17 protein-coding genes are annotated in these 18,235 nt (G+C 72.8%); 5 read left to right on the top strand and 12 right to left on the bottom strand.

Translation table 11 applies throughout. From position 1 onward, the window contains the following. The first annotated feature begins 124 nt into the window (after nt 1–124). On the top strand, nt 125–1,168 hold the full coding sequence (locus ACLII4_RS05505; protein ID WP_412069895.1) for a sensor histidine kinase: 1,044 nt from the start codon (nt 125–127) through the stop codon (nt 1,166–1,168). After that, nucleotides 1,165–1,785, top strand: coding sequence for a response regulator (locus tag ACLII4_RS05500; protein WP_412069894.1), 621 nt, complete (start codon nt 1,165–1,167; stop codon nt 1,783–1,785). The genes ACLII4_RS05505 and ACLII4_RS05500 overlap by 4 nt, the downstream gene beginning before the upstream one ends. A 379-nt stretch (nt 1,786–2,164) precedes the next feature. Here ACLII4_RS05500 and sucB read toward each other — a convergent pair whose 3' ends face one another. The 5 genes from sucB to ACLII4_RS05475 all read right to left on the bottom strand — a co-directional run bounded on the left by sucB (nt 2,165) and on the right by ACLII4_RS05475 (nt 7,835). Continuing rightward, the gene (gene sucB, locus ACLII4_RS05495) at nt 2,165–3,994 is read right to left on the bottom strand and encodes a 2-oxoglutarate dehydrogenase, E2 component, dihydrolipoamide succinyltransferase (RefSeq protein WP_412069893.1); all 1,830 of its coding nucleotides are present in this window, start codon (nt 3,992–3,994) and stop codon (nt 2,165–2,167) included. Nucleotides 3,995–4,168: 174 nt separating this feature from the next. Next, nucleotides 4,169–5,617, bottom strand: a complete 1,449-nt coding sequence (locus tag ACLII4_RS05490; RefSeq protein WP_412069892.1) for a glycosyltransferase family 2 protein — start codon at nt 5,615–5,617, stop codon at nt 4,169–4,171. Then, entirely contained in the window at nt 5,614–6,108 is a 495-nt protein-coding gene (gene lptE / locus ACLII4_RS05485) for an LPS assembly lipoprotein LptE (protein ID WP_412069891.1), read from the bottom strand. The genes ACLII4_RS05490 and lptE overlap by 4 nt, the downstream gene beginning before the upstream one ends. Nucleotides 6,109–6,166: 58 nt before the next feature. Then, on the bottom strand, nt 6,167–7,468 hold the full coding sequence (locus ACLII4_RS05480; RefSeq protein WP_412069890.1) for a sigma 54-interacting transcriptional regulator: 1,302 nt from the start codon (nt 7,466–7,468) through the stop codon (nt 6,167–6,169). Between the two features lie 70 nt (nt 7,469–7,538). Next, entirely contained in the window at nt 7,539–7,835 is a 297-nt protein-coding gene (locus ACLII4_RS05475; RefSeq protein WP_412069889.1) for a DUF4286 family protein, read from the bottom strand. Nucleotides 7,836–7,873: 38 nt separating this feature from the next. Here ACLII4_RS05475 and ACLII4_RS05470 point away from each other — a divergent pair, with 38 nt between their 5' ends. Continuing rightward, entirely contained in the window at nt 7,874–8,560 is a 687-nt protein-coding gene (locus tag ACLII4_RS05470; RefSeq protein ID WP_412069888.1) for a copper homeostasis protein CutC, read from the top strand. Nucleotides 8,561–8,612: 52 nt separating this feature from the next. Continuing rightward, nucleotides 8,613–9,005, top strand: a complete 393-nt coding sequence (locus ACLII4_RS05465; protein ID WP_412069887.1) for a (2Fe-2S) ferredoxin domain-containing protein — start codon at nt 8,613–8,615, stop codon at nt 9,003–9,005. Nucleotides 9,006–9,011: 6 nt separating this feature from the next. Here the strand turns inward: ACLII4_RS05465 and ACLII4_RS05460 are convergent, their stop codons facing one another. From ACLII4_RS05460 to ACLII4_RS05450, 3 genes are all read right to left on the bottom strand, one after another. After that, the gene (locus ACLII4_RS05460; RefSeq protein WP_412069886.1) at nt 9,012–9,560 is read right to left on the bottom strand and encodes a hypothetical protein; all 549 of its coding nucleotides are present in this window, start codon (nt 9,558–9,560) and stop codon (nt 9,012–9,014) included. A 93-nt stretch (nt 9,561–9,653) separates the two neighbouring features. Continuing rightward, the gene (gene miaB, locus ACLII4_RS05455) at nt 9,654–11,144 is read right to left on the bottom strand and encodes a tRNA (N6-isopentenyl adenosine(37)-C2)-methylthiotransferase MiaB (RefSeq protein ID WP_412069885.1); all 1,491 of its coding nucleotides are present in this window, start codon (nt 11,142–11,144) and stop codon (nt 9,654–9,656) included. Between the two features lie 531 nt (nt 11,145–11,675). Further along, the gene (locus ACLII4_RS05450; protein ID WP_412069884.1) at nt 11,676–12,278 is read right to left on the bottom strand and encodes a riboflavin synthase; all 603 of its coding nucleotides are present in this window, start codon (nt 12,276–12,278) and stop codon (nt 11,676–11,678) included. A gap of 84 nt (nt 12,279–12,362) precedes the next feature. On the opposite strand from ACLII4_RS05450, the gene ACLII4_RS05445 reads away from it, so the two are divergent. Then, nucleotides 12,363–13,067 (top strand): hypothetical protein, encoded by a 705-nt coding sequence (locus ACLII4_RS05445; RefSeq protein ID WP_412069883.1) that lies wholly within the window; start codon nt 12,363–12,365, stop codon nt 13,065–13,067. Nucleotides 13,068–13,083: 16 nt separating this feature from the next. Here ACLII4_RS05445 and ACLII4_RS05440 read toward each other — a convergent pair whose 3' ends face one another. The 4 genes from ACLII4_RS05440 to ACLII4_RS05425 all read right to left on the bottom strand — a co-directional run bounded on the left by ACLII4_RS05440 (nt 13,084) and on the right by ACLII4_RS05425 (nt 17,971). Then, nucleotides 13,084–14,817, bottom strand: coding sequence for an L-aspartate oxidase (locus ACLII4_RS05440; RefSeq protein WP_412069882.1), 1,734 nt, complete (start codon nt 14,815–14,817; stop codon nt 13,084–13,086). A 92-nt stretch (nt 14,818–14,909) separates the two neighbouring features. Then, nucleotides 14,910–16,049, bottom strand: a complete 1,140-nt coding sequence (ribD, locus tag ACLII4_RS05435; RefSeq protein WP_412069881.1) for a bifunctional diaminohydroxyphosphoribosylaminopyrimidine deaminase/5-amino-6-(5-phosphoribosylamino)uracil reductase RibD — start codon at nt 16,047–16,049, stop codon at nt 14,910–14,912. Between the two features lie 187 nt (nt 16,050–16,236). Beyond that, nucleotides 16,237–17,193: a hypothetical protein gene (locus tag ACLII4_RS05430; RefSeq protein WP_412069880.1), complete on the bottom strand. Its 957-nt coding sequence runs from the start codon at nt 17,191–17,193 to the stop codon at nt 16,237–16,239. A 124-nt stretch (nt 17,194–17,317) separates the two neighbouring features. After that, nucleotides 17,318–17,971: a Rad52/Rad22 family DNA repair protein gene (locus ACLII4_RS05425; RefSeq protein WP_412069879.1), complete on the bottom strand. Its 654-nt coding sequence runs from the start codon at nt 17,969–17,971 to the stop codon at nt 17,318–17,320. Nucleotides 17,972–18,235: the final 264 nt, after the last annotated feature.

Genomic DNA, 18,235 nt, shown 5'->3' with positions numbered 1-18,235 from the left:
GGAGGACCGGCCAGATGCCGATGCGCTCGGATCCGGGCCGAGATTCCCCCTACCGAGAGACCCGAAGGACGTGCCGACATGAGCGACCTTAGGAGACCGCTTGCAGACTCTCCCCGATCACCCCATGACCACGGCCCTCTGCGTCCTCCTCGGCGTGCTCTTCCAATTGGCTCCGGCAGACTCGAGCGCCGTGCTCGAGAAGGGCGAGATGGGGTACGCGGACGGAAGCGCCCCCCTGCTCGAATACCGGCTCTGGGAGACCTCGGAAGGTGACAGCTACTTCGACCTCTGGACGCCTGACGGCACAACGCTCCAGATGCCGTCCGTCCTCGCCACCCAGTTCGACCGGATCTACGACAAGCACTATGGCGAAGGGCCGTCGACCGGGTTCGGCTATGACATCCACGAGGGGATGTTGCTGATGTACGTCGAGCACGCTGTCGGCATTCAGACGGCGTGGCTGTACCTCGGGGCGGCCACGCTTCTGGCGCTGGCGATCGGAACGGGGCTGTGGTGGCGGCGGCGGCGGCGGCGGCAGCGGGTCCAGCGCGACATCCACGCGCACCAGATCGAGAGCCGCGAGACCGAGCGGGGCCGCGTCTCGCGCGAGCTCCACGACGGGCCGCTCCAAGACCTCGCCATGCTGGCGCTGACGCTCGACGCCGTGGAGGGGAGCGAGGCGGAGGCCGCCCGCATGGGCGTCCGGGCGGTCGCCCGCGAGCTGCGCACGCTGGCCGAAGGGCTGCGCCCGCCCATCCTCGACCGGTTCGGGCTGGCCTCCGCCTTGCGCGACCTCACCGAGCGGGCCGAGACCGCGCCCCACCGGCTCGATGTCGACGTCCGCACCGACACGGTGTCGCTCGCCCCGGATGCCGAGTTGGCGCTCTACCGGGTGGCGCAGGAGGCGCTCACGAACGCCGCGCGCCACGGCCAGGCGACGCACGCCACGGTCGCCCTGGAAGCCGACGGGCAGAACGTGTCGCTGACGGTCCACGACGACGGCCGGGGCTTCGGGCGGCGCCCGTCGGTCGACGCGCTCGTCCGGAGCGGACACTTTGGGCTGGCGGGCATGCGCGAGCGCGTCCGGCTGGTCGACGGGACGCTCGAGTTCGCCGACGCTCCGGGCGGCGGGGCCACCGTGGTCGCCCGCATCCCGGTGGCCCGATGAGCCGCGAGATCACCCTCGTCGTCGCCGACGACCACCCGGCGCTGCGGGCCGGGCTGGCGCGGCTGCTGGACGCCCAACCGGGCATCACCGTCATCGGCCAGGCCGATGGCGGCGAGGAGGCCCTCCAGATGGTGCGCGAGCGGACCCCAGACGTGTTGCTCCTCGACATCGACATGCCCGATCTCTCGGGCGTCCACGTCGCCCGAGCCCTTCGCGACGAAGGCCACCCGGTCCGGGTCCTGGCGTTCACGGCCCACGCCGGGCGCCAGTTCGTCGAAGGGCTGCTCGACGCCGGCGCGGCAGGCTACCTCACCAAGGACCGCTCGATGCCGCAGATCGTCGAGGCCATCCAGGGCGTGGCCCGGGGCGAGGGGCGGTGGTTCGTGGCCCCCGGTCCGGTCTCCGAAGCGCTGGGCGCGCTGACGCCGCGCGAGCGCGAAGTGCTGATCGCGCTCGCGGAGGGCCGCTCGAACGCCGAGATCGCCGCCACACTCCACCTGTCCGAAAGCACCGTCCGCAACCACCTCACGCGCGTCTACGCGACGCTGGGCGTGGAGTCGGCACGGGAGGCCGTGGCCTGGGCGTGGCGGCACGGCGTCGCCGGGCCCAACGCCTGAGCACCCGTCGGGGTGCTCAGGTCACGAGGAGCCTCGTGCCCTGACCGCTTGCCGCATCGAGCCTGGGCATTCGAGGCTCTGGGCTTTCCGAACCGCTCCCTAAAGGACGTGGGGCGCCACAAGACGTCTCTCGGAGCACGCGCAGGCCGGTACGGATTCTCCTGACAAAGCCCGGGCAGGAGGTTCCTCCTGCTAGAACAGGACCGGTGTCCTAGGCCGCCCCGTCAGGCTGCACCGATGTTGAGTGTCGTTCCGCGTGGTGGCTCCAACACCCTCCTGAGCGGGACGACGAGCGGGGCGTCGGGACGTGTGGGTCCCGCCCGCTCGACGGCGCCGTCTGTCCCGGAGGTGGGGCGGACGGCGCCGCTGTGTTGGCGCGCTACGCGAGCGGCGTGTCGATGGTGTAGGCCTCGAGCTGGCGGCGGTAGGCCGCGAGGAAGCTGGCGGCCATGGCCCCGTCGATGATCCGGTGGTCGTAGCTCAGCGACACGTACATCATGTGCCGGATGGCGATGACGTCGCCCACCTCGGTCTCGACGACCACGGGCCGCTTGACGATGGCGCCCGGCGAGACGATCGCCGTCTGCGGCTGGTTGATGATCGGCGTGCCCATCAGGCTGCCCAGGCTGCCGACATTCGTGACGGTGAACGTGCCGCCCTGGAGCTCGTCCGGCTGGAGCTTCTTGGTGCGGGCGCGCTGCGCGAGGTCGGCGACGGTGTGCGCCAGCCCGGTCAGGTTCTGCTGGCCCGCGTTGCGGACGACCGGGACGAGCAGCCCCTTCGTGGCGAGGGCGACGGCGATCCCAATGTGGTAGTCCTTCTTGATCAGCACGCGGGTGCCGTCGACGGACGAGTTGAGCATCGGGTGCTCGCGCAAGGGGTCGATGGCCGCTTCGATGAAGTACGGCGTGTAGGTCAGCTTGACGCCCTCGCGCTTCTGAAACTCGGCCTTGTGCGCCTCCCGGTGGCGCACGAGCCCGGAGACGTCGACTTCGGCGAAGCTGGTGACGTGGGCGCTGGTGTCCTTCGACCGGCGCATGTGCTCGGCGATGAGCTGGCGCATCCGGTCCATCTCGACGACCTCGACGCGGCTGTCGCCGCCAGCGGCCGGCTCGGGGGTCGCCTTCGGAGCGGGCTTCGCGGGGGCCTTCGGCGCGGCAGCCGGGGCGGCGGCCGGCGGCGGAGCGCTGGCGGGCGCCGTGCCACGGGCGTCGAGGTAGGCCATCACATCGCCCTTCGAGACGCGGCCGTCGGAGCCCGACCCGTTGATCTGCTGGAGCTCGCCGAGCGAAAGGCCCTCGGCCTCAGCGATCGAGCGGACGAGCGGCGAGTAGAAGTTGCCCGCGTCATCGCGGCGCGGGATCGGGCCGGCGTCGCCAGCGGTCGCGGCGGCGGCGGCCTGGGCCCCCTTCGCCTCCTGCACGGCGGGCGCTGCGGCGGCCGTGTCGCCCTCTCCGGCGGAGTAGCTCTTCTCGTACGGCTCCGGCGCCGCGTCGGCCGTCCCGTCGCCGCTAGCGGCCGGGGCAGGCGTGTCGGCCACGGCGCCGGCCGCGCCGATCACCGCGATCGGAGTGCCCACGTCGACCGTCTCGCCTTCCTCGACCAGGATCTCCAGCAGCGTCCCCGCCTCGGGGCTGGGCACCTCGGAGTCGACCTTGTCGGTCGAGATCTCGAGCAGCGTCTCGTCCTGCTCGACGGCGTCGCCGACGGCCTTCTTCCATTCGAGGACCGTCCCCTCCATCACGCTTTCGCCCATCTTGGGCATCACGACGTTGGTGCGCTCGCCGCCGCCAGCGGGGGCGGCCGGGGCGTCGGCCGGGCGGACGGTCGGCGCGGCGGGCTTGGCCTCGGGCTCCGGCTCGGGGTCGTCGCCGACGGGCTGGACCTCGTTCAGCGGCGCGGCGGCTTGCTCGACGGGGCTCGCGGCCGGGGCCGCGTCCGCTCGCGGCGCGTCGTCGGCCGCGTCCGGGTCGGTCTCGATGACGGCGATCGCCACGCCCACGTCGACGGTGTCGTTCTCCTCGACGAGAATCTCGACCAGGACGCCCGCCTCGGGGCTGGGCACCTCGGAGTCGACCTTGTCGGTCGAGATCTCGAGCAGCGTCTCGTCCTGCTCGACGGCGTCGCCGATGGCCTTCTTCCATTCGAGGACCGTCCCCTCCATCACGCTTTCGCCCATCTTGGGCATCACGACTTCGACACGGGCCATCGGAACAGAGGGGTTGTGGAGGGGGAAGGCGAAGGTACGCGCCCCGCCGCGCCGGGCTCCGTGTCTCCGGGGCGTCCGCCGGTGAGATCAGGGAGAAAGTCGGTACGTCAGGGGTCTGGGGGCCAGGGCGACCGGGAAGCGGCCGACCACCGACCTCCTTCGAGACCCGGCCTCCTACGCCGCCAGCGACTGGACCTCCTCCGCCTCAGAGACGATCTCGGCCAAGTGTGGCGTGCGCCGGACGACGACCGCCGCCCCGACCGTCCCGATGGCGATTACGGCCTGGAACGGCACGGCCGCCCACGCCCCGGCGGCGGCCAGCACCGCCAGCGCAGCGACCGAATATGCCGCCAGCGCCAGCTCCGGGACCGCCCGCTCGCGGCCCGGAGGCGCCCCCTTCGGAGTCCGCGCGAACGGCGTCCGCCGCCCGGCGACGGCTTGGCCGACCGCGCGAGCGGCCGGCGCCACGAGCCCGACCGGCGCCACGAGCGCGGCGGGGATCCGCGCCAGCTTGCGGCGCCACGTCTCGGGGTACAGCGCCCGCATCGCCGCGACGTGCGCGCCGACGACGCCCGCGAGCGCGACGTAGCCGACCGCGAGCGCGCCGGGCAGCCCCGGCCCGACACTCGCCGCCGCCGCGCCAACGACGAGGGGGTGCAGCACGATGAGGGCCAGCAGCGACGGAAGGCTCAGCGACAGCGCGAGGTGGCCGGTGAACGCCAGCTTCGAGCCGAGCGGCAGCGGCGAGCGCCACAGCGTCCCCGCGCGGAGCCGGGCGACCTCGGCGAGCCCCTTCGCCCACCGCGCCTGCTGGCGCCGCCACGCCGCGACGGTCTCGGGGAGGTCGGCCGCCACGGACGCGTCTTCGTTGAGCCGCCCGCGCCAGCCGCGCGCCTGCGCCCGGAGCGCGAGGTCGGCGTCTTCGGCCAGCGTCTCGCCGCTCCACCCGCCTGCGTCGTCGATGGCCGCGCGGCGCCACGCGCCGCCGGACCCGTTGAAGGGCAACGCCCACCCGGCCCGGTCGCGCGCCGTCTGCTCGACGGCGAAGTGCAGGTCGAGCACGGCCGCCTGCGCCCGGGCCAGCACTGTCCGGTCGGCACGGGCGTGCACCCAGCGCGACTGCACGAACGCCAGCCCGGGATCGGCAAGCAGGGGCCCGACGATCGCGCGCAGCAGGCCCGGCGCGGGACGAAAGTCGACGTCGAAGATGGCCACGAACGGGGCGTCGGACAGGCCCAGGCCAAAGGCGAGCGCGCCGGCCTTGTAGCCCTCGCGCGTGCCGCGCACGACGTGCCGCGCGCCGGGCCGGACGGCGCACAACGCGGCGTTCGCGCGGCGCGCCTCCAGGGGCGAGTCGTCCAAGAGCTGCACCGCCAGCGGGCCCGGCCAGTCAAGCGCGAGCGCGGCGTCGAGCGCACGCGCCACGAGGGCGGGCGGCTCGTCGTAGACGGGGAGTTGGACGAGAACAGCTGGCGCCGGGCGGTCGGGCGCTTGCGACGGCAACGGACGCGGTGGCAGGACAGCCCGCACCGCCGCCAGCCCAAGCGCGTGGAGCCCAAGCACCGCCAGCACGGCGACGACGGCCGCGTACAGCGCTCCCAGAACGACGAGGGTGGCGGTCACCAGTCCGAGGTGGCGGCGGTGAAGGCGTCCCGGGCGACCTGCTCCAGCGCCGTCGCGCTGGCGTCGGCCTCCCCTTGGATCCCGGCCGACGGCACAAAGTCTTCCGTGGCTGTAAACGTCCGGTCGAGCAGCGGCTCGCCCCCGACGCGGTCCTCCACGACGACGCGCACGGCTAGGCTGACGCGGTTCAGCGAGGCCACGTTCTGATCGGTCACGGCGACAGGCGCGAGCGCGTACCGCTCGATGGTGGCCCGGACGACGGCGTCGGCTTCGGCCTCGTCGGGCTCCAGCGCGAGGCGAGACCGGTCGGCGAAGCGGTCGACGAGCGCGTCGGTGAGCAAGCGGTCCAGCCCAGGCGGCCCGCCCGTGGAGCGGTCCTCGGCGATGGGCACGGCGACCGTCTGCAGGCGGTCCGGGATGGTGGCCCCGGAAAACGAGTACACGCCGCAGGCGGCGAGGACGAGGGGCAGGAGGCACGCGGCAAGGAGCACCCAACGCACTCGGCGGCGAGCCGAGCCCCTTGCCCCGTGCCCCGTTCCTCTGGCCACTCTAGTCATCTCGGAGCTTGCGGTAGAGGGTCCGCTCGGAGATGCCGAGCGCGTCGGCGGACTCGCGGCGGTTGCCGTCGTAGCGACGCAGGGCCTCCGCGATGAGCGCGGCCTCGGCGTCCTCCATCGTCGGGAGCGGGAGCCCGGCCGCGAGCGCGGCCTCGAACGAGTCGGGGAGGCCGGCGCGCGCGCCGTCGCCGTCGAAGGGCGCGTCGAAGGTCGTCGCATAGCCCTCCTCCTCGACCTCGAACAGCGTGTCGGCCGCGTCGGTGGGGGCGGGGACGGGCGGCTCGTAGGCGACCTCCTGCTCAGGCTCGGAGTCCCAGGGGCGCGCGGGGGCGTCGAAGTCCGGGCGGGGGACGTGGACCAGAGCGCCCGGGCTCGGCGTCACCGAGCCGGCCGCCAGATCGGCGCGCAGGGCGCGGATCTCGGCGCGGATCTCCAGCAACGCCCGGTACAGCACGCCCCGGTCGGACTCGGCGCGGCCGGCCGGCGAGGCGATCGCCAGCCCGGCGCCCGCCGAGACGCCCCGCAGCAGCGGCCGCAGCGCCTCGGCCGTCAGCGGGTTCTGCCGGACCATCACCGTGGCCTGCTCCGACACGTTGCGGAGCTCGCGGACATTCCCGGGCCAGTTGTAGCGGCGGAGCAGGTCGGCGCCGTCGGGCGCCAGCTTGAGGTAAGGCGCTTCGTACTGCTGGGCGTAGCGGTGCAGGAAGGCGTCGAACATCGGCACGATGTCCTCGCGGCGCTCGCGCAGCGAGGGGATCCGCAGCACGACCGTGCTCAGCCGGTAGTAGAGGTCCTCGCGGAACTGGCCCTCCCCCACCTCCTTGCCCAAGTCCTTGTTGGTCGCCGCAATCACGCGGACGTCCGACTGGAGTTGGGCCGTGCCGCCGACGCGGGTGAACTGGCCCGTCTCCAGCACGCGCAGCAGCCGCACCTGGGCCGCCAGCGGCATCTCGCCGATCTCGTCGAGGAAGAGCGTTCCGCCGTCGGCCTCCTCGAAGAACCCCGTCCGACGGTCGGTCGCCCCGGTGTACGCCCCCTTCTCGGCGCCGAACAGCTCGCTCTCGATGAGCCCCTCCGGGATCGCCCCGCAGTTGACGACGACGAGCCGCTTGTGGCGCCGCTTCGACAACCCGTGGATGGCGGAGGCGATCAGCTCCTTCCCGACGCCGGATTCCCCTTCCAAGAGGACGGTGATGTCGGGCGGGGCCACCTGGCGCACCCGTTCCAAGATGCGCCGCAGCGCCGGGCTGTCGCCCAGAATGCCGAACCGTTCCTGAAGGGCCTGCCGATCCATGCGTGCGTGTGCGGGAGGGCGCCCAAACTACCAGCGACGCCCACCCCGGACGCCGGGGCGCCCCTGTCCCTTACCTCGGGAGGAGCACGCGACGTGACGCGTGGAACCGCCCGGCGAACCGCGCCAGCCCATCACCTCGCAAGCGGTCGGCATGATGCGTGAAATAGTCCGCGAGGGCGGCGCGGTCGGCGACGTGGTACTGCACGCACCACCCGACGCGCTTGGGGCTCGCCTCCTCGACGGCCCACCAGTCGGCGGACACGAACCCGGGCAGCGCCACGATCTCGTCGATGTGCGGCGCTAGCCACTCGGCATAGGCCTCCGCCACATCCGCGTCGACGGCGAGATTGACTTCGTAGATCACCATGCGCCCAACCTAGCTTGCGAGCCCCCTTCCCCGCTCGAATGCCCCGCGTGCTGTTGGAAATCGCCGCCTTCGACCCCGCCTCCGCGCTCGCGGCGGCCGACGCCGGGGCCGACCGGATCGAGCTGTGCCGCGACGCCGAGGTCGGCGGCCTGACGCCCCCGCTCGACTGGGTCCGCGAGGTGACGGCGGCGACGGAGGTGCCCGTCGTGGCGATGGTCCGCGCGCACGCCGACGGGTGGACGTTCACGCCCGACGAGCACGCGGCGATGCGCGACGACGCCCGCGCCGTCGTCGAGGCCGGGGCGGCCGGCGTCGTCTGGGGCGCGCTCCGCCCGGATGGGACGGTCGACGCCGAGGCGCTGGCGGCATTGGTGGACGCCGTGGCGCCGCACCCGGTGACCGTCCACCGCGCCTTCGACGCGGCTCCCGACGCGAGCGACGCGCTGGCGGCGGTCCGGGCGGCGGGCGCGGTCCGCATCCTGACCAGCGGCGGCGCGGCGACGGCGCGCGAGGGCCTCGACCGGCTGGCGACGCTCGCGCACGCGGCCGGCGACGCGGTGTCGGTGATGCCCGGCGGGGGCGTCCGCGCGAGCAACGTCGTGGAGATCGTCCGCCGGACCGGCGCTCGCGAGGTGCACAGCGCCGCGTCCGCGCCCGGCACCGCGTACGTCGACGCGGACGAGGTGCGCCGCGTGCGCGCCCGCTTGGACGCGCTCCCACGCTGAGCGCCGGAACCGTGCACTCGCCGGACGGCTTCTGCCCCGCCGCACCGTTCCGATGTCCGAGTCCACCAAAACCGACCGCGCCCTTGCCAAGCAGGTCGACGCGCTCGGCATCCCGGCGATCCAGCGTCACATCCTGATCTGCGCCGACGCCTCGAAGGCGAAGTGCTGCGACCGCGAGGCGAGCCTGGCGTCGTGGACGTTCCTCAAGGGGCGCCTCAAAGAGCTCGGGCTGAGCGAGGCCGGCGGCGTCTACCGGACGAAGGCGAACTGCTTGCGCGTCTGTCTGAGCGGGCCGATCGCGGTCGTCTACCCCGAGGGCGCGTGGTACCACTCGTGCACGCCCCAAGCGCTGGAGCGGATCATCCAGGAGCACCTCGTCGGCGGGCGCGTGGTGGAGGGCCTACTGATCGCCCAGCGCCCGCTTCCCGGTCCGGCCGCCGATTGAGCGCGGTCACTCGGCTGAGACGCGGTGCCAGACGTACGAGCGGCCCGGCGTCCACGAACCGTCGGGCTCGATGATGAACGACGCGGAGTGGTCGGTGTCGCCGTCGAGGCGCGAGCGGTGGCCCTCGCGAGCGACCGTGCCGTCGGGCCGGTAGAACGTCTGCTCGGTGGCGATCACGCCGTCGGCCGCTTGCGCGTGGTGGCCAACGCCCACACCGCCATAGCCGAACTGCTCGACGACGAACGTCTCGGTGCCGGGGTGCCAGTACTGGCGGAACTCCCAATACGTGCCGACCTCGTCGCCGTCGATGAGCCCGAACAGGCGGCCGCGCAGGCTCGTCTGGCCGACGCCCCACGACCACTCGATGACGTACGCCTCTTGCGGCTCGTCGTCGCTCTGGTACGCCGCGTTGTCGGCCTCCCACCGGCCGACGCGCTGGCGGAGTTCGTTGGCCACCCAGGCGGGCGGCGCCAGCGGGAGCGGCGGCTCCGCCTCAGCGGGCTGCGCGAGCGTGGGGGCGGAGAGGAGAACGACGGCGAGACCGAGCCACTTCATGGACGGGAGCGCAGGCGGAGACTCCGAACTACCGGATCGCTCGCGGCGCCGACACCCGAAACCGCGTCGCCCATACCCCGGACACACCCGCCGCTACGCCGCGACCAGCTGGCGCGACGCCTCCGCCAGCGTCGTCGCGCGGACGACCGAGCCCAGCAGCGTCGCGCTCGTGCAGTCGTCGACGCGGACGACGGCGTAGTCGCCCTTGGCGAGCCCGGCGGCGCGGTCGAAGACGACCATGTGGTTCGTGTCGGTCCGGCCCCGTAGCTGCGCCTCGCTCCTCTTCGAGGTGCCCTCGATGAGCACGACCTCCTCGCGGCCCACCTTTGCGCGGTGGCTCGCGAGCGAGTGCCCCTTCTGGAGCGTGATGATCTCAGCGAGGCGCGCCTTCTTGACCGCCTCCGGCACGTCGTCGGAGTACTTGCGCGCGGCGAAGGTGTCGGGCCGCTCCGAGTACGCGAACATGAACGCGTGGTCGTAGCGGACGGCGTCCATCAGCGACAGCGTGTCGGCGTGCTCGGCGTCCGTCTCGGCGCAGAAGCCCGAGATGAGGTCCGTCGAAAAGGCGATGCCGGGGACGATCGACCGGGCGCGCTCGACCAGGTCGAGGTAGTGCTCCCGCGTGTACGTCCGGCGCATCCGCTTGAGCACGTCCGAGTTGCCGTGCTGGACGGGCAGGTGGATAAAGTCGCAGACCGTCGGCACCTCGCGGTGGACGTGCAGAAGCGCGTCGGAGCAGTCCTTGGGGTGGCTCGTCGAGTAGCGGATCCGCAACTCGGGGCTCAACAGCGAGATCCGGTACAGCAGCTCGGCAAAGTCGACCGCGTGCCCGCCCGCCTCGACGCGGTACGAGTTGACGTTCTGGCCCAACACCGTCACCTCCTTGTACCCGGCGTCGACCAGCTGGCCGACCTCCGACAGGATGCTGGCGACGGGCCGGCTCCGCTCGCGTCCGCGCGTGAACGGCACGACGCAGAAGGCGCACATGTTGTCGCAGCCGCGCATGATGGAGACGAACGCCGTGACGCCGTTCGTGTCGTAGCGGACCGGCGCGAGGTCCGCGTACGTCTCCTCGCGGCTCAGCTGCACGTTGACGGCCGCCTGCCCGGTCTCCCGGCTTTCCGCCAGCAGGCGCGGCAGGTCGCGGTAGGCGTCGGGCCCGACCACCAAGTCGACGAGCCGCTCCTGCTCGAGCAGCTTCGAGCGCAAGCGCTCGGCCATGCAGCCGAGCACGCCGATCTGGACGTCGCGCCCGCCCGCCGCCCGCTCGCGCTCCTTGCGGCTGCGGACGTGCGTCAGCCGCCCCCGCACGCGGTCCTCGGCCTTCTCGCGGATCGCGCAGGTGTTGATGAGAACGACGTCCGCGTCGGCCTCGTCGGCGACCAGCGCGTAGCCCTCGCCGCCCAGGATCGAGGCCACCAGCTCGGAGTCGGCCACGTTCATCTGGCAGCCGTAGGTCTCGATAAAGACGCTCCGCCCATTCGTCCCGGCGCTGGCGGCGACGGTGTGGGGCGCGTCGGCGCCGCGCGCGTCGGGCGCGGACGAGACAGGGGCGAGAACGTCGAGGTCGGCGATAGGCTGCATCTCCAGGGCGGATTCCGGGCCGGAAGCTACCTCCAGCGTCCCCCGCCTCCGGGCTAGCGTTCAGTGGAGACAGGCGCCTGTTCGGGGAAGCGCATACCCCCCGAACAGTCCACCGCCCCGGCGGGCCTTACGGGGCCTACCGGGGCGGCGGGGATTCGAGCGATCGGAGAGTGCCGAAAAGATGGGGCGGCAGGCTCTAAAGAAGGGCGGGGCGAGCCGAAGGGGTCCGACGCTCGAGTCGGGGATCGAAAACTGAGAGACGGGCTGAGCTAGAAGAGCATCACTCCGGCGGCGGCAGCCATCAGGGCACCGAGGCGGAGGGCGATGGACGACAGATCGGGGAGACGGGTCGGAAAAAGAGAGGTCACGGAGCCGGGGGGCATGTGTACAAACCGTCCTTGCATGACCCGTGCCAACCCCCGATTCCTGACAGCACGGCCACTTTGACGTAGGACGCGGCTGACATACACATACCCCGGACACGGGGGACTCTACCCCCACCTGTCGCCTCGTCGTGCGCCTCTCAGGAAATTACTGATGACGATTCGTCGCACCTGCTCGGAGCACGTACTTGCCAATGAGGTCGAACTCGAGGTTGACGCGAGCACGTGGCCGCCAGCGTCCAGCCGTCGTCTTGTCCCACGTGTGCGGGATGATGGCGAGCGCGAACGTGCCCGGCTCGTCGTCCAGCCGCGCGACGGTCAGCGAGATGCCGTCGACGCAGATGCTGCCACGCGGGATGAGGTACGCCGCGTGCTCGACGGGGTACCGCACGCGGACGAGGTGCGAGTCGGCGAGCGCCTCCACCGACTCGACCACGCCGGTCGTGTCGACGTGGCCCTGCACCAAATGGCCGTCGAGGCGCGCCCCAAGCACCATCGCCCGCTCCAGGTTGACGCCGTCGCCCGCCTTGCGCTCGCCGAGCGCCGTCTTTGCCAACGTCTCCTCCACGGCGACGGCCTCGAACCCGTCTCCATCTTGGGCGACGACGGTCAGGCACACGCCGTCGACGGCGACGCTCTCGTCGACGCGGAGCGCGTCGGCGAAGGAGCACGCGACGCGGAGCCGCCGCCCGCCCGCCAGCGGGGTGACGGCGGCGATGCCTCCAACCTCTTCGATGATGCCGGTAAACATGGGCGAGTCGGGAATGAGGGGGCGGGGTGACGCGGGGACGACAGTCCATACGCCTAGCTTCGCACCGAGCCCCCACCCACCGCCATGCGCCCGCTTTTTCTCGCCGTCCTCGCCGCCCTCGCCCTCCCTGCCGCTGCCCAGGACGCCCCGCGCCCTGACCCGCTGGTGCCCCAGGGCGAGAACCTCGCGACGCCGCCCACGTGGTCCGTCCGCGTCGACGCCCCCCACACCGACCACGGCGACGACGCCCACCACACGCCGACCGTCGGGGCCGACTCGACGTTCGACATCCGGTTCGTCAACATGACGCCGGGGTGGCACATCACGACGGGCCCGGCGGGCATCTTCTGGCACCCCGCCAGCACCGCCGAGGGCCCGTACCGGGCCGAGACGAAAGTCTACCTGTTCGATCCGGGCGAGCGCCGCGAAGCGTTCGGGCTGATCGTCGGCGGCGCCGACCTCGACGGGGACGCGCCGCGCTACGACTACTTCGTGATCCGCCAGGGCGGCGAGTTCCTGGTCAAGCGCCGCGACGGCGATGAGACGACGACGCTCGTCCCGTGGACCGCGCACGACGCTATCGTGGCGTACGCACCCGGCGACGGCGCCGTCGCCAACACGCTGGCCGTCGATGTCGGCGAGGCCGAGGTCGCGTTCTCGGTCAACGGCGCCGAGGTGGCCCGGCTGCCCCGCGGCGATGTGCGCACGGACGGCATCGTCGGGCTCCGCGTCAACCACGCGCTCAACCTCCACGTCGAGACGTTCGCGGTCGTCCCGGCAGACCGCTGACCCCGTTCGCCGTCCGCTACTCGAGGTGATGGTAGTCCAGCTCGTGGTCCTCGGCGAGAGCCTGTTGCACGCTCGATGTCGGGTCGGTCGCAGGGACGGCGTCCAGCGTCATCGTGCCGTCGGCCGCTCGCCAGACCCGGAGGTTCTTGCGCCACCCACTCACCGTGTCCGGGAAGTCCGACCGGAAGTGGGCGCCGCGCGACTCGGTCCGCTCGAGGGCGCTGCGGAGGATGGACTCGCACGTGGTCAGCATGAACCCGAGGTTGAGGGCCTGCTCGAACCGTCGGCTCGTGAGCTCGGCCTGGACCCCGAGGTCGTCGGCATCCCGCCGCAGCGCCTGGAGCTTGGCGAGCCCCTCGACGAGGCTGTCTTCGTCCCGGATGATGCCCGCGTGGTCCCACATGATCTCCCGTAGCCGATCGATCAGCTCCTCCGGGGTGTGCGCCCCGTCTCGGTCGGCCAGCCGGCGGAGCCGCTCGAGAGCGGCCTCCACCCGACGCGTCGGGAGGTCAGACGCGTCGGGGAGTTGGTTCGCCAGGTGGGCCCCCACGACCTGCCCGAACACCACCGTCTCGGCCAGCGAGTTGCCGCCCAGGCGGTTGGCCCCGTGGACGCCCGCCACGCTCTCGCCCGCCGCGAAGAGCCCGGGCACCGACGTCTCGCACGTCTCGAAGTCGGGGATTTCGACCCCGCCCATGGCGTAGTGCGCCGTGGGGGCCACCTCCATCGGGGCCTCCGTGATGTCGACGCCCACGGCCTCGAACTCGGCGACCATCCGCGGGAGCCGCTCGCGCACGTAGTCCGGGTCCCGGTGGGAGATGTCGAGCCAGACGCCGCCGTTCGGCGTGCCACGTCCGGCCTGGATCTCGGCGTAGTTGGCCCGGGCCACGACGTCGCGGGCGTCGAGTTCCATCTGCTTCGGCGAGTACCGCTCCATGAACCGCTCGCCGTCGGCGTTGAGCAACCGCCCCCCCTCCCCGCGGACCGCCTCGGTCACGAGGTGCCCCCGCTCCGCCTCGGGCCACAGCTTGCCCGTCGGGTGGAACTGGACGAACTCCATGTCGCGGAGGGCCGCGCCGGCCTCGTACGCGAGCGCTTGCGCATCCCCCGTGTTCTCGTCCGGGCGCGACGACGACCGCGTGTAGACCGACGTGTGCCCGCCAGCCGCCAGGACGACGGCGCGGGCGTGGAAGACCAGGGGGGCGCCCGTGTCCATGTCGTACCCAACCGCGCCGACGGCCCGGCCCGCGTCGGTGGTCAGGATCTCGGTCACGAAGGTGTTCTGCCGGTACGGGATCGCGAGGCGCTTGGCCTGCGAGACGAGGGCGCCCAGGATCGCGCGGCCCGTGACGTCGCCCTTGAAGCAGGTCCGCCGGAACGACTGGGCCCCGAAGTAGCGCTGGTTGATCGCGCCGTCGTCGGTGCGGGAAAAGTCGGCGCCCCACCGGTCGAGTTCGCGGACCCGCTCCGGCGCGTGCCGCGCCAGCAGTTCGACGGCCCGGGCGTCGTTGACGTGGTGGCCCTCGTTGAGCGTGTCGGCCGCGTGGATGTCCCAGCGGTCGTCGGGGTCGAGGCTCCCGAGCGCGGCGTTGATGCCCCCGGCCGCCCAGACCGTGTGGGCGTCGCCGTGCTTGCGCTTGCCGATCACGAGGACGTCCCGGCCGGCCTCGGCGAGCTCGATGGCCGTGCGGAGGCCGGCTGCGCCGGCGCCGATGATGAGGACGTCAGAGAGGACGGGAGGGGGAGTCATGGCCCTGGAGTGGGTGGTTTCATTTTTTTCTGAAACGACCGGATATGCACCGGGATGCGCCCCTCCCCTACCTCCCTCACATCTTCAACGGCCTAGGGCGCCCGGAGGCGCCCGAGGAGGAGGGCGTCGGGCCCGACGCTCTCCCACCGAGCGTCGACGGCCGCCAACGCGTCCACCATCCGCACCGTATCGAGGTCGCCCACGGCGGGCGTCCCGGTGCCGGCGATCTTCGGGGCCACAAACCACGCCAGCCGGTCGACCAGCCTGCCCGCGAGCAGCGCCGTCGCCAGCCCGGGCCCGGCCTCGACGAGCACGGACTGCACACGGCGGACATCGGGCGGGAGCCCCTCCCCCGCCCCGAGCGCGTCGAGCACGGCGCCGAGGTCGAGGTGACCGTCGCGTTCGGGGACCGCGAGCACGGTCCCACCCTGCTGGCGGAGCGCCTCGGTGTACATGGGTGTCGTGCCCTCAGCGACGACCGCGAGCGTAGGCGCGGCGCCGTCGGCGAAGAGGGCGAGGTCGGACGGGAGCGTGCCGGTCCGGTCGAGCACGACGCGCAGCGGCTGGGAGGCGCCAGCGGGCAGCGGGACGTGGCGGACGGTCAGCGCTGGGTCGTCGGCGCGAGCCGTCCCGGCGCCGACGAGCACGGCGTCCTGCTCCGCCCGCCAGCGGTGGACGCGGGCACGCGCCTCGGGCGAGGTCACCCACCGGCTGTCGCCGGTCGCCGTCGCGATCTGGCCGTCGAGCGTCGCGGCCACCTTCAGCGTCACCAGCGGCCGGCCGGTGCGGACGTGGGTCAGGAACGGGGCGTTGAGCGCTCGCGCCTCCGTCTCGCGAACGCCCACGACCACCTCGGCGCCAGCGTCCCGGATCCGCGCGATGCCGCGCCCGGCGACCTCGGGGAACGGGTCCCCCTGCGCGACGACCACGCGCGGGATCCGGTGCGCGACGACGAGGTCGGCGCACGGGGGCGTCTTGCCGGTGTGGCTGCACGGCTCGAGTGTGACGACCATCGTGGCCTCCGCCAGCCGGTCGCCGCGCCCGTTCCGCTCGGCGTCGCGGACGGCCCAGACCTCGGCGTGCGGGCCGCCGTAGCGCCCGTGCCAGCCCTCACCCCAGACCTCGCCGTCGGGCCCGAGCAGCACGGCGCCCACCATCGGGTTCGGACTCACGGCACCGGCGCCACGCGCGGCGAGCGCAAGCGCCCGGTCCATGGCGTCGGTCTCGGTCATCGGGGACGGGGGACGGGGGACGGGGGACGGGGGACGGGGGACGGGGGACGGAAGATGGCACCCCACCCACATCGGCGCTGAGAAACCCGGAACTCAAGACGCCGCCACGCACCGAGGCGTCCACCGATCCCTCTGCCCATTCCTCGTTCCCCGTCCCTCTTTCCTAGCGAGCGTAGCGAGCCCCTCGCTACCGCAGCGTGATCCGCAAGCCGACGCGGAGCTTCTGGAGGCGCGGGCCGTGGCGCACCGGATCGCCCTGCACGTCGGCCCACGTGAACACGGGCAGGCTCACGAACGGCGCCAGCTGGTACGACGGGCGGCTAAACTCGATGCCCGCGCGTGCCCACCCGACGGCGCTCCGCACGCGGTCTGAGGACTCCTCGTCGGCCGGGTCCGGGTCGACCGTGTCGAGGTCGCGCGTCTGGAGAATCGTGTAATCGGCGGCCTCGGCGACGAGGCCGAACGAGAGCCGGCTGCCTGCCGGGTCGAAGAGGACGTTGTAGCCCCAGGCCCCACGAACGGACTGACCGACGAGTCGGGAACGGACGGGCTCCGAGCCCAAGTTGAACGTGCCGGCGACTGGTGACAGCTCGGCGTCGGGCTCGGCGAGCGGCTCGCCCGGGACCGGGTCGCTGTAGCCCGTGCGCAAGCGGCGCAGGCCCAGCGAGAGGTCGCTGGTCACCGTCGGCGAGAGGGCGGTCGTGGACAAGAACGCCACGTCGGTCTGACGAAACCCGAGCCCGCCCTCGCTCACCGGGTCGACCGCGAGGCGGACGGCGTAGTCGGTCCCCTCGTTGTGCCAGTACGGCTTGACGACGACCCAGCTCAGCCCGAGCCGCCCCGCCTGCGCGGCCCCGGTCAGGTCGGCAACGAGCGCGAGATCGACCTGGGGAAGCAGCGCGTAGTCGAGGCGGGCCGAGAGCGACAAGTCAGCCGGGGCGGGGGCGCCCGGCTCCACGCTGTCCAAGAGGTCTGCGTCGCGGTAGGCCGCCTCGCCCGAGAGTGCGAACCCGCCGTAGAACGCCCGCCGCGCCGTCTCGCCGCCGTACGACGGGTCGAGCGTCTGGAACGTGCCTTGGGCCGCGACCGGCACCGCCCCCAGCACGAGGGCGGCGATCGCTCCACGGATCGCGGTCGGGGTCATAGGTGGGGGGGCACGTCCGGCTTTAAGTACGCGCACGCAGACCCGTTCCGCAAGCGCCATAGGACACCGGGCGACGACCTAACCCCACGGCGGGGCCCCTTCGTGCCCGGAGCCGGAACGAGGGCTAAAACCCGGGGTCCACTGGCCGGCCGTCCCCGTCGCCCGACGACGGCCGGCGGGCGGGCGGACCGGGCCGGGCCGGCGGGCCCGGGCGGCCGCCCTGCGGGCGCTGGCGCCGCTCGTCGCCACGCTGCGGGCGGCCCTCGGGACGTGCCTGCGACGCCGAGCGCGACGGCTGCGACTGGGCCTCCGAACGCGACGGCTCGGGACGCGGCAGGAAGGCCCGGGGGATCTGAGGCGTCTCTGCGAACCGGCCCCGCTCGTCGAGCCGCACCCAGGTCCCCGGCAGCTCGTAGAGGTAGCGCCCGACGCCCCACTGCACCGCCGCCCGCTTGGTCGCCCCCGATAGCCCGCCCTTGACGGCCTCGACCGCCGAGTTGTCGGCACCGTCCCACTTCGTGACCCAGTCGGCCGTCCCGTCCTCGCGCTCGACGCGGACGGAGATCCCGCACAGCACGCCGCCGCCCGGCCCCTCGCGGAACTCGTTGCGCCAGTCGGCCGGGCCGCACACGTCGTCGAAGCGCTGCTGGACGGCGCGGCTGGTGAGGTAGGCCATCGCCAGCCCCTTGGATTTGTCGCGCGTCGTCGCGCCGGGCTTCCACTCGACGTCGGCGGGCGGGAAGGGGGCGGCGAGGCGGCGGAGTTCGGAGGCCTTCATCGGATCGCTGGGGAGTGTCTCGCAAGCTCGGCCCACGGGGCGACACCTTTCTGTCACAACCAATGGACGGCCAGCCCCAGTTGTTCAGGGTGGACGAATGCCGTCTCACATCCCGCCCGCCGACGTCGATCGAGGACAGGCCCGCCGATCCGGCGCGACAGATCGGCGGTTTGTGCGACAGGACGGCGCATAACGGGCGCCCAGAGTGACGACCCGGTGAAGGATCGTATCCTGCGGGCGCCCGGAATGGTCTGTGCACGCCTC

This window comes from Rubrivirga aquatilis (genome assembly GCF_046845665.1).
Taxonomy (GTDB): Bacteria; Bacteroidota; Rhodothermia; order Rhodothermales; family Rubricoccaceae; genus Rubrivirga.
The sequence above is the reverse complement of the archived record's forward strand: the minus strand, read 5'-3'. Positions and strand labels throughout refer to the sequence as shown.